The organism is Sphingobacterium zeae (assembly GCF_030818895.1).
GTDB classification, from domain to species: domain Bacteria; phylum Bacteroidota; class Bacteroidia; order Sphingobacteriales; family Sphingobacteriaceae; genus Sphingobacterium; species Sphingobacterium zeae.
The window spans coordinates 2,183,010-2,195,436 of sequence record NZ_JAUTBA010000001.1 but is presented as its reverse complement, the minus strand read 5'-3'; the positions used below and the strand labels follow the sequence as shown (position 1 = coordinate 2,195,436).

Genomic DNA, 12,427 nt, shown 5'->3' with positions numbered 1-12,427 from the left:
GTACTATTTTGTTAAAACTTAAAATCTAGAGAAAAACCGATATATCGTGTGGAAGGATCCTGAAGATTACCATCATTTCCAACGCCAAAATCAGGATCGATATAAGGTACTTTCTTCCACATGGCTAAATTATAGCCAAATAGTGATGCATTTAAGGCCGTAAGCTGTTTTAATTTAAACACCTTATTGACATCATAACCTACCGACAGTCTACGTAGTTTTACAAATGATCGATCAAATACATTGGCAAACAGTTTACTTTCAGACTCTGTAACTCTGGCCTGGTAAGGATAATTTTGACTCCAAGCCTGCCAATCAACAGCTTTTGTATTACTAGTATACGTTCGGGTATCTGAAGTAATATTACCGTTCACGTCGCGGGTAAGCTCACCTCCTGTTACGATCACCCCATCTGGCACAAAAACTGGTTTTCCAGCATCATATTGTTCCTGACGATATAAGACCGAAGAAGGATGCTTTCCACCCCACCACATTTTTTCTATGGTTGTCGAATTCATCACGCCGCCAATAGATCCGTCGAAATCAAGATTTACATGAAATCCCTTAAATTTAAACTGGTTTGCAAAACCAAATTGCCAGTCCGGTTGAAAGTATCCTAAATACTGTGGAAATGGATTTTTGATCGGCATACCCGTATTCGGATTCAAGATAACCTTACCATCAGCCGATTTTTCCCAAACAGTACCATAATAGCTGTCTGCACGATCGCCTTTTTTAAGATTACCGTATTTCGCTTGGTTATTATAAATTTCTTCCAAACGCTGAATTGCACGAGACCAGTTTACAGTAGACGTCCACGAAAATTGTTCATTTTTAATTATATTCCCTGTCAAAGAAATCTCTAATCCTTTTGTACGGTATTTATTTCCATTTACTTTACGCGAAGTAAAAGCGGATGCTTGAGAAATACTCAAATCGATAATCTGATTTTTATCAACAACATTATAGTACGTTACATCAGCTGAAAGCCTATTTTTAAAGAAAGCCATAGATGCACCAATTTCTAAAGAAATGGACTGCTGCGGAAGGATATCAGGATTAATAATACCTGCAGGATAAGTTACTGATGGCGTCGAACCATAGGTAACATCTTTTTTATAAGTCGCAGCAATGCTATAAGGATCCAGATCAGAAGATACCGATGCCCAGGAACTGTACAATTTAACAAAGTCAATTTGCGCAGGCAGTTTAAAATAATCGGAGATAACACTACTTAGTGAAACCGATGGATAAAAGAAGGACTGATTTGCTTTTGATAATGTGGATGACCAGTCATTTCTTCCCGAAAAATTCAGATAGGTGGACTTAAACACATTTAAGTTTACCGACGCATAAGCACTTCGGATTATTTTCTCAGTTGTTGTATTTGTTGCCTTAACTGGGCCTTGGGTATTACCTAAGTTGTAGACAAATGGTACAACTAAACCATCAGTAGTTTGATAAAGCTCACGATAATCTCTTTTGAAAGTGGAAGATCCCGCATTAACTGTTACACCGAAATTATCAGACAACTGCTTAATATAAGTTGCTAAGACGTCCGCATCAAAGTTGAGCTGCTTGCTGTCCCAGTTTTTGTAATCACCATTCCGTGAATCGCCATAATTCATGTAAGACTTCGGACTTTGCATGTCCTGAAATAGATTTTTTTGTCTTGCTGCTGCACGACCTTTAATGGTAAATTCGGGTGAAATACGCCAAGTTAAAGCAGTCTGCCCGGCCAAAATATCCTGGTCGTATACCTGATTCAGCTCATTGGCCGCAAAGTAAGGGTTGTTGTACCAAGCATAGTTATAGTTAGCTTGACGATAGCCTTCCTGTCCCGGAATATAGAGGTGATCCTTTAATTCCTGTCCATTTACATCATTTCCCATCCACAACAGAATCGTATACATATGATTTTTAGGCCCATATCCATACCTTGGATAATTTGGAGATTTCACTTTATTATAGGATAAGTTAAGATCGAATTGTACCTCAGGAGTAAAACGGTAAGAGGTATTCAAATTTAACCCACCTGTAGAAAGCTTTGTATTGGGCACCTGACCTTTTTGATAGGCATATTTCCCTGTTCCAAATATGCTTACCTTTTCCGAACGATACGATAACGTCGCATTATTTTCGGTAATCAGTCCAGTTCCAAGGAAATCCTCTAAATTGTTATGTGCGACCCAATCAATCGGCACTCATTCGTAACGTGACTTATCATTATACTTGGTTCCACTCACATCACCCCACCAAGGAATCACTTCACCAGTTTGCTTATCGCGAATCGGACTGTTCCATTGTGCAACCTTTATTCCGGAGTTCAATTTGGGTCCCCATGTCATATCTCCATCTGAAATCCCCCCATCAGCACCATCCCAAAACTCATATTTACCGTTGGATCCACTTCCAAACTCCTTTTGCGATTCAGGAAAAACCGTAAATCCTGCAGAAAACATATTACTAGTTCCAACCGAAAACTCCAGCCTATCACTTTTTGCACTTTTGGTTGTAATTAAGATCGCGCCATTTTTACCGCGTGATCCATATAAAGATGAAGCGGCTGTTCCTTTCAATACATTGATATTCTCAATGTTTTGACTGGACATGTCGTAAAAATCAGATTCTACAGGAATACCATCTACGACAATAAGTGGGGTCTTACCACGCAATTGAAAAGATGGTGCCTGAAAAATCCCCGTTGGATTATTAACGATCAGACCAGATACTTGTCCCGTTAGCGCTGTACCAATATTCATTGTTTTAGACTCTTTAAGTACGTCTAATTTGACTTCTTGGGTAGCGTAACCAATTTGCTTCTTTTGTTGCTTGATACCAATTGCTGTGACAACAACCTCATCCAACTTTGAATCATCTTTTTCTAAAACCACTACAAGATCCCCATCTGTAGCAGTTATTGTAGTTGTTTTATACCCTAAAGAAGAAACACGGATTTGATCGCCAACCTGACCTTTCAGATTGAATTTACCATTAAACTCTGTACGCGTACTCTGTTTGCTGGTTTCATTGATGATCGTGCCGCCGTCAATAGGTTTGCCGTCCTGATCCTTAACAATCCCTTTAATAATAGCTTGATCGGCAATTTCGAGCTTGGTAGTTTCATTCGCAAAGTTTGCCCATACGCTATCGACATGTGCCGCATTCAGCAACGCAATAGCTAAGGTCACCTGAGCTGCTTTCCTAAATTGAGGTAGTTTAATAGGTTTCATTATTTTGAATTTTGTCCAAAAAAATGAAACCTATATTACTAGAAGATGAGTAGTATATTAACAATGCAATCTTAAAGATTGCTTAACTTAACATTAACATCGTTCACGCTGCAATCTCCTATACATCAATTTGCATATTGAGCTTCTGCCTGCTGCATCGAACCGCATAGATGACTATCATGAAATGATCCAATCTATTGCCGCGATCGCTACTTAAGTGCTATTTACACCAAAATATTGGGGTGCGGTAATTAAGATAGACGTTCTCCTATGGGTTGACTATTTAATTACTATTGCCCACTGTGTCCACTCCTTTACGAGATCGTTATGTTTCTTGATCCATTCTTTTGCCGTATCGGCTTTATTTTGGCTTCCCTGCATTTGTGACAACAAATCAGCCATTATCGTCGTCCATATACAAAAAATAAACTAAATGGTTCTTCAGAGAGTCAACAAACTGAAATACAAAACTTTAAAAAAAATTGTAAAACAATAATATATACTTTAACCTTTTAACCAAATGTTTGGATAAGTGGACAATGGCTAGCACAACATGGTATATAGAACAATTTTTCATTTTCAATACGTAATAAACGCATTTATTACTTATCTTTATGGTATTGAAACAAAACTCAACCCCAGCCATGTTTATCGGCGCAGTAAAATGGTTCGACAATAACAAAGGATTTGGTACGATTGCATTACCTGCCGGAGAAGAACTCTTTGTACATATACGTAGGTTTAAAATTCCTCCAGAACATATTATTCAGCCTGGAGAAGTTATCGTCGGTGATAAGAAGGTCGACCCCAAGAGGAGCGGCTATCTCGCTCATAACTGTAGGATTCTCAAAAGGTCCGAAGATTGGAAATTCGTCATTTCGCTTCTCGATAAAGAACATACAGTACACCTCCCCGACAGCCATGGTCGAGAACAAAAGCACAATTTAACCTCCTTAACAGCAAGACAACTTTTAAGAATCCAGCCCAAAGACCTTATCCCCAAAATGCTCACAGCTAATTTTGATGTTGATTTTGAGAGCACAATTTTTATTCCCTATGCCGAATTGATTGACAAAAGCATTACCGGTATTTTTGAGCGGGAAGTTGCTGGAGATATACTTTCCAAGGTATTTGAATACTTCGGAAAACATGTTTCGCATCAGATTTTATTTCGTGTATGGAAGGAAAGTATGTTTAAGTATATCGGCTATCCATCAGAAGGTGATTACGAAATTCCTGAACTTGTATTTAATTTGAATGCTACAGAAATCAATTATGAGGATCTTACCCGAATTAGTACCTACAGTTTTGGAAAATCCTTCTGTACTGATTTTGTAAATGCTTTATTTGACGACGTAGAAACAATGGATAAGAGCGACCTCGAACCTTTGCTACCTTATATTGAATTTTTGGAGAACGAGGCGTCTATTGATAAAATACATACGCTTTTGCAAGAATAGCTGCAATGGATTACGTCTTATAAATCGATATTCAAACCATTGCAGCTATCCATGGTGCAGACTGATCAATCGTCTGCCTTACTTCTTTTATCCTCAGTCCTGATCTGCTATCGTAAGGAAGACTGGCTAGCAATTCATTCTGCTAAGATCACATAGAATAAGGTTATTTGCAGATCTTATACCTTAGGCAGATTATAGCCATTATGATACACTTTTGCCAAATATTGGTCTGCATCTCTATCGTTAAAACTGCGCTTTTGTTTATCCCAAAATAATTTCTTTTTTGACCTATAAGCTATATTTCCCATCTGGGAGAAAATGGCTATATGCGCACCGGCCTCTATCGGAGCATTTAAACCTTCTGCTGACCTCTTTCTAACGGCTTCAACAAAATTTACCATATGCTTGTCCAATCCGTTATCCTGTGAACGTTGAAAAGACACAGCATCCATTCGCCCTTTTTCTGGAATAACTTCCCATCCCTCGCGATTTACCACAAGGGTGCCATTATTACCAATAAATGCTACGCCATGATTCTTCTGGTAAGGTCCTAAATCTATCCCTGTTGCCTGCTCCCATTGCACATTGAATCCCTCAAACTCGTAGACCGTAGTTAAGCTATCTGGTGTTTCAGCAGCGTCTTCTGGATAAGCAAATTTACCCCCCGCAGCCATTACAGACACCGGATCCGACACCTTCATGCCAATCAAAGCGTAATCCAGCATATGTACACCCCAATCGGTCATCAAGCCACCCGCGTAATCCCAATACCATCTAAAATTGAAATGAAAACGATTGGGATTAAATGCTCGCTTTGGAGCAGGTCCTAGCCATTTATCGTAATGCACTCCTGCTGGAACAGAAGCATCTGGTTGGACTGGAACACTCTTCATCCAGCCCTGATACGCCCAAGCCTTAACAAGACGTATCTTTCCAAGTTTTCCGCTGTGGACAAAATCCATAGCATCTCTGAAGTGCTGCTGACTTCGCTGCCATTGCCCGACCTGAACAACACGTTTATGCTTTTTAGCAGCTGCAACCATAATTTCACATTCGCGAATGGAGTTTCCAATTGGTTTTTCGACGTATACATCTTTTCCGGCAGCAACAGCATCAACCATTTGTAGGCAATGCCAATGATCTGGCGTAGCGATAATAACAACATCGACGTCTTTTGCTTTCAGCAGATCTTTATAATCAACGTAAGCTTTCACATTTATCTGGCGCTTCTTTAATTCCTCCACGCGATTCCGCAACACATTTTCATCGACATCACATAGTGCTGTACACTGCACCCCAGGTATATGCAAGATCGCATTCAAATTTGACCAGCCCATACCGTTAGTACCAATCAGCCCCACACGGACAGTATCGGCTTGAAAACCGAATACTCTAGACTGTGCAAAAAATGCTGATGCCGCCAATAGGCCCGTGCTTCGGATAAATTCTTTTCTCTCCATTGTTTAATTTGGTTTATATTGATATTGATATTGTGTTCAATACCAAGAAGATGATTAGCTTGGCATCTCCCCAGTGATAGTACTAATATAACATTTAGTCTTTAGTATCAAGAATATTAATTTAAACAAACAACCTCAGCTCAAGTTGTTTGAATGTCTGAGAAGACTCCCCGACAAATATCGGTACATAAGACGATCAATAGTAACTGACACAAATACTCCAGCCAGCAGACACCTGTGTATAAACGGCGTCATGTATTATGATCTTATTGCCGAAAAATTATCTATAATCTTCATCAAAACCAATGCTTCTTCAATCGGAGATGGATTTGGCCCGGTACCCGTGAAATATTTAACTGTACGCGAAATCATCGGCAATTGAATATTTTCAGGATGGTCAAATGTAAATTCCTTCTCTTCTGATTTGGTATGAACAGCAACAGTATTTCCAAAAATGGAAAAAGTAATGCGACCAAGGCTTCCAATAATTTCACACCTGTCTACCTGATTTTCTTTGGCAACATTGAAGCACCAACTTCCTTGAAAAACAAGTTGGTTTTCAAACAAAATGATCCCTGTCGTTTGATCCGCAACAGCAATCTTTTCACCCTGAATTAAACTAAAACCATCATAGGATACAGGCATCCCAAAAAGATAAAGCATCAAATCCAGCTGATGAGGCGCTAAATCAAAAAAATAACCTCCTCCGGAAATGGAAGGATCAGTACGCCAATCGCCGGCACGCTGCGTCACCAAATCTGGTGTTCTGCTTTGCCACAAACGTAGTTGTACGGTTCTTAACTCGCCGATTGCACTTTGGTCAATAAGTTCCTTAACTTTTAAAAAAAGAGGCAATGCTCTTCGATAATGCGCGACAACCAACTTTCCGCCCCTGGCTCTCACTTCCTCCAGTAAAGATTCAGCTTCGAGTGAATTTAAAGTGACAGGCTTTTCTACATAAACATGTTTTCCTTTACGTAAAGCAGCCAGTGCATACCCAAGATGAGACGACGGCGGTGTTGCAATATAAATCGCATTGATATCGCTATTGTCAAGTAAATCTTCTGCCTGTGAATACCACAAAGGGACTTGATGTCTCTCAGCATAGTCAGCAGCTTTGGCCGCATCCCTTCGCATGACAGCCATAAGCCGACTATTATCAACAAGATTGAGCGCAGGTCCGCTTTTTTTTTCCGTGACATCACCACATCCGATGATGCCCCATACAACTTTATGACTTTCCATAAGATCTGTTCAAATTATTGCTAAAGTACTCCACATTATTCCCTAACCTAAGACCAATTGAGTGATACCAAAACTCAAAGCGATTACTGTTTTTTTTCCGCAATACGGATTATATGTCAAATTCATGTTCTGCTATCGGTTTGGACTTATTGCTGCACGCTAAAGTTTATACCTGCAAAATACAAAACTATTCGCAACGGTTCAGCTTATTTTCCGCTTTCATAGGATTCAACCGAATGCCTTAAATATCCTATCGATTAGCAGCAAGATCAGATGACTTTGTACAATAGGCTTTGCTGAATAATTTTTTTTGCTTTGAAAAGTATTTATATTGTATATAAAAAGCATTTTATCTAAGTTTGGGGTTATCCAAAACTAAAGGGATTAATTAGGCATCACATGATCGGCAGATTTTTCAGAAAATTCTATTTACATATTGTCATCTGGACAATATTACTGCTCTTACCCTTTATTATCTATCTTTACCAACCGGATAAGATTGCAGATTTCAAGCCCTATTCAGCATTATCGCATTTAGTAAATATCGTATTCCTGGCTACCCATTTTTATTTACATTGTTACATTGTCGCACCGACCTATTTTTTCGGCCGTAGAAAGATCTTTGTACTATTGATAGCACTGGGATTCGCTACTTATGTAGCCCTGAATTATACCATAGTCTATTTTAACCCAGATGGAGAACTCGCTCATCTGATGAAGGAGAATATTCTTTTTGTCCGCCTGGTGATCGGTCCGGGTATTATTTATTCCCTCTGTATGATTACTTCTTCCATGATCTTTCTGTATGACGAACAGGCTAGACAAAAAGAACTCAATAAACAGATTGCACTGGAAAAAACTACGGCAGAACTAACCATGTTAAAACTTCAGATCAGCCCGCATTTCCTGTTCAATACACTCAATAATATCCGTTGGCTTATCCGCAAACAGTCTCCCGATTCCGAAGGGACTATTGTTAAGCTATCCGAAATGCTTCGGTATATCCTTTATGAAGTAGATGGCCCCAAAGTCGAGCTGTTTAAAGAAATCGATCATATGCGCAACTTCATTGATTTACAAACTCTTCGTCTTCCGATTGAAGGAAATGTAAGCCTAGCTATTGAAGATACCGTCAAAAACAGGCTCATCCCCCCTCTTCTGTTCATACATTTTGTAGAAAATGCTTTCAAGTACGGTGTGGACAGTAAAACTGCACCCCAGATACAATTTCAATTTAAGGAAATTGAAGGTGGAATTGTCTTCACATCCCGCAATAGAATCTTAAAACATACAGAAACACGTCCAAATGAAGGTATAGGACTGATGAATGTACATAGAAGATTGCAATTACTATATCCCAATCGTCATGATCTTACGATTACAAAGACCGACGATGGAGATTTTGAAGTAACACTCAAACTGATGACTGATGAAGATTAAATGTATATTGATTGATGATGAACCCTTCGCGCTCAATATTCTTGAAGACGACTTATTAAATTTTGAACATATTGAGGTCGCCGGTAAATTTAATGCCACGGCCGAAGCTAAAGAATATTTAAAAGATCACCATATTGACTTGATTTTTCTTGATATCGAAATGCCCGATCAATTGGGCACGCAATTTATTCGGGAACTCACTCCTCGCCCGCTGGTTATCTTTACCACGGCCTACCACCAATATGCAGTCGAAGGTTTCGAGCTAAATGCCCTAGATTATCTCCTTAAACCGATTTCAAAGACCCGACTTGCCGCCGCAGTCCAAAAAGCGGAAGAAAGCATACTGCTCCGTTCGAAAAAACCTGCTGTACAAGATCACATTATGGTCAATGTAGAATACAAAAAGACAAGAATATCACTCCATGAGATCAGTTACATTGAAGGTTTGAAAGACTATGTAAAGATTTATCTTGTAGACCGAGAATCGCCACTTCTTACGCGTAGTAACTTACGCGGGATGGAAAAAATATTACCTACTACAGACTTTCTCCGCGTACATAATTCCTTTATTGTCAACAAAAACCGTATTGAGCAGATCTTCCAAAATAGATTAATCTTGCCCGAAGCTGCCCTTCCTATTGGTAAAAAATACATCAAAAATATTGAACAGTTTACCTAATATCGCCGGATTGCATCATGATAATGATCCATTCGTCTACACATTCGCTCCTTCGGTCTACAGATGGTTGCATAGCTAAAAAATCCTTTTCAAATTTGTGTACTATGATGTAGCCTAATCCGCATAAAAGATAGCATAGCAAAGAAAAAAAATGAAAAGATTGATAGCAATAGCATTAATGGCAACCACAGTTGCCGCCGTACACGCTCAAGCACCCGCAGGAGGACGACCTGCTTTAGCAGTGTCTGAAGGCCAGATCTCGGGCCAAATTGTAGACAATGAAGGGAAACCTATTTCGCAAGCTTCGGTTAATCTATTGAAGGTCATTATAGACCAAACGACAGGTAAGGAAAGGGAAATTCTTGTAAAAAGCACCAGTTCATCGGAAAACGGAAAGTTCAATTTCTCCGCCATTTCGGCAAAAGACAAATGGAAGATTAAAATCAGCTCTGTCGGATACGCTCCAATAGATCTTTCGGTAGATTATAGCGACAATAAAACATCAAGTAAAGATCTGGGTGCGATCAAATTGGAAAATGACAACCGTAAGCTCGATGAAGTTACCGTCACTGGCCGTAAGGCACTTCTCGAAATGGACATTGACAAAAAAGTATTCAATGTAGAGAAAAATATTGTTGCCGCTGGTGGAACAGCAATTGATGTACTCCGAAATATGCCTTCGGTACAAGTCGATATTGACGGAAACGTAAAATTGAGAAATGCAGCTCCTACCATTTTTGTCGATGGAAAACCGACTACACTCACTCCCGAACAGATTCCGGCCGACGTGATCGACAAAATCGAAATTATTACAAACCCATCTGCCAAATATGACGCTTCGGGAAGTATGGCCGGAATCCTCAACATTATTCTGAAGAAAAATAAGAAAGCAGGATATAACGGTATGGTCACCTTGGGGGGAGATCGTTTTGGCGGCACCAACTTTATGGGTAGTCTAAATCTACGTCAGAATAAATTCAATATATCACTGACGGGAATGAATATGCGCATGCGCACCAACACCGAAGGCGACAGTCGCCGTATCAGTACAATCAATGGTGTGGAGTCTGAAGTAGGTCAGGATATCGAAGGCAAAACAAAAGGTATGATCACCTTTGGCCGATTGGGTGTAGATTACGATTTAAGCCCCAAGACTACACTATCTGTTGCAGGAGTATTGGTACAAGGTAAATTTAAACCCAATGAAAACTCAACAATATCGACCACTTCTGCAGGCAGTACTTCAATGAGCGATCGGATCTCCGAATCTGAAAGAAGCTTCAAACCACGCGGATTGCAAGCCGGTCTTGTCCAAAAATTCAAAACTGAAGGCGAGGAATTGTCTGTCGATTTCAATTACTTTGGCGGCACCAACACATCGAACGGCCTATATACAACCAACTATCTCAATTTAAACAAGGAGATCAGCGGAACACAGATCCAAAAAAACATTGGTTCTGGTGACAATCAGTTCATGACTGTTCAGGCAGACTATGTCAAACCATTCAAAAATGGGATGAAACTCGAAACTGGCGTACGAGCGCAGATCAATAAACTTAAAAACCTCAACAATAACTTCTTAAAAGCCTTAGATAAAGATGATTTTGAAAATATCACAGCAGCTTCGGCAAACTATAATAATAAGAACAGCGTTTATGCTGCCTATGCCTCATTGGGTGGTAATTTAAAAGATTGGGTTTCTTATAAGGTTGGTTTACGTGCCGAGAGTTCAACTTACGACGGAGAACTTCTGAATACAAATGAAAAGTTCCACAATAAATACCCGCTTAGCTTATTCCCTTCATTATTTTTGAGCAAGAAAATAACCGAAAAAGACCAAATACAGATGAGCGTAACGCGTCGTGTCAACCGTCCTAATTTTTTCCAGCTCATCCCTTTTGTTGACTACACGGATAGCTTGAATATTACGCGCGGTAACCCGGATCTTGTACCTGAATTTACTACATCCGGCGAATTGTCCTATAGTCGTACACATGGAAAAGGTACATTTTTGGCAACGGTATACTATAAACGTACAAACAACCTGATTACACGTTATCTGACACAGGAACTGAATCCGGTCACAAACAAAATGGACTTCATTAACACCTATATCAATGCCAACTCCAGCAAAAATTATGGGGCCGAATTCACGTATACCAATACGCTTAAAAAATGGTGGGATCTGACGGCAGACCTTAACTTCTACAATTCTAAAATTGAAGTCGACGAACAAACACCATCGGAAGGTATGTGGACCGTATTTGGAAAATTGAACAATACGTTCAACTTACAGAAAAACTGGAATCTGCAGCTTGCCTTTGAATATCAGGGCAAAACAAATATGCCCGTAACGCAGGCTCAAACATTTGGCCCACCTATGAACCAAGCGCAAAGCTCTTCACAAGGGTATATCAAACCATTCTATGGTATCGACTTTGCCATCAAAAAAAGCTTCTTAAAGAATCAGGCTGCCTCAGCAACTCTGGCAATCAACGATATCTTCAGAACACGAGGCAATACAATCGTTTCCTCCGGAGAAGGATTTTCTCAAACCTATTACCGTCTTTCAAATCCGCAATTGATCAAATTGAACCTTTCCTACCGTTTTGGGAAAATGGATATGAACATGTTTAAGAAAAACAAAAACACGAATGCCATGGAAGGCATACAAATGCAATAGCGAATATTTTATAAAAAAAAGGGTATTTTCTAACGAAAATACCCTTTTTTTGTTTAATAGCCCCGAAGAAGTGGACCTCCAAAATCACCGTATCACGATCCATTATTCATTATTCAATCGATTATTTTTCAATAAAAATACCATATTTCAAAAAAAAATATTAACTTGAATACTAGAAACATTAATCACCAATGCTTTTCAATCAAAAGAGTTTGAGCGTCGACTGC

8 protein-coding genes are annotated in these 12,427 nt (G+C 39.4%); 4 read left to right on the top strand and 4 right to left on the bottom strand.

What is annotated here, in order from left to right:
- Positions 1-11: 11 nt before the first annotated feature.
- Both QE382_RS08970 and QE382_RS08965 read right to left on the bottom strand, forming a co-directional pair.
- Positions 12-2,204, bottom strand: coding sequence for a SusC/RagA family TonB-linked outer membrane protein (locus tag QE382_RS08970; RefSeq protein ID WP_307185595.1), 2,193 nt, complete (start codon positions 2,202-2,204; stop codon positions 12-14).
- Entirely contained in the window at positions 2,205-3,233 is a 1,029-nt protein-coding gene (locus tag QE382_RS08965) for a TonB-dependent receptor plug domain-containing protein (protein WP_307185594.1), read from the bottom strand.
- A gap of 614 nt (positions 3,234-3,847) precedes the next feature.
- Here QE382_RS08965 and QE382_RS08960 point away from each other — a divergent pair.
- The gene (locus QE382_RS08960) at positions 3,848-4,693 is read left to right on the top strand and encodes a cold-shock protein (RefSeq protein ID WP_307185593.1); all 846 of its coding nucleotides are present in this window, start codon (positions 3,848-3,850) and stop codon (positions 4,691-4,693) included.
- Positions 4,694-4,869: 176 nt separating this feature from the next.
- Here QE382_RS08960 and QE382_RS08955 read toward each other — a convergent pair whose 3' ends face one another.
- Positions 4,870-6,153, bottom strand: coding sequence for a Gfo/Idh/MocA family protein (locus QE382_RS08955; RefSeq protein WP_307185592.1), 1,284 nt, complete (start codon positions 6,151-6,153; stop codon positions 4,870-4,872).
- A 258-nt stretch (positions 6,154-6,411) separates the two neighbouring features.
- Positions 6,412-7,398 carry a Gfo/Idh/MocA family protein gene (locus tag QE382_RS08950; protein WP_307185591.1) on the bottom strand — a complete coding sequence of 329 codons (987 nt, stop codon included), beginning with the start codon at positions 7,396-7,398 and terminating at the stop codon, positions 6,412-6,414.
- A gap of 399 nt (positions 7,399-7,797) precedes the next feature.
- Between QE382_RS08950 and QE382_RS08945 the strand changes: the two genes are divergently transcribed.
- The 3 genes from QE382_RS08945 to QE382_RS08935 all read left to right on the top strand — a co-directional run bounded on the left by QE382_RS08945 (position 7,798) and on the right by QE382_RS08935 (position 12,200).
- The gene (locus tag QE382_RS08945) at positions 7,798-8,838 is read left to right on the top strand and encodes a sensor histidine kinase (protein ID WP_307185590.1); all 1,041 of its coding nucleotides are present in this window, start codon (positions 7,798-7,800) and stop codon (positions 8,836-8,838) included.
- Positions 8,828-9,517, top strand: a complete 690-nt coding sequence (locus tag QE382_RS08940) for a LytR/AlgR family response regulator transcription factor (protein ID WP_307185589.1) — start codon at positions 8,828-8,830, stop codon at positions 9,515-9,517. Before QE382_RS08945 ends, QE382_RS08940 begins: the two co-directional genes overlap by 11 nt.
- A 151-nt stretch (positions 9,518-9,668) precedes the next feature.
- On the top strand, positions 9,669-12,200 hold the full coding sequence (locus QE382_RS08935) for a TonB-dependent receptor (protein WP_307185588.1): 2,532 nt from the start codon (positions 9,669-9,671) through the stop codon (positions 12,198-12,200).
- The last annotated feature ends 227 nt before the right edge of the window (positions 12,201-12,427 follow it).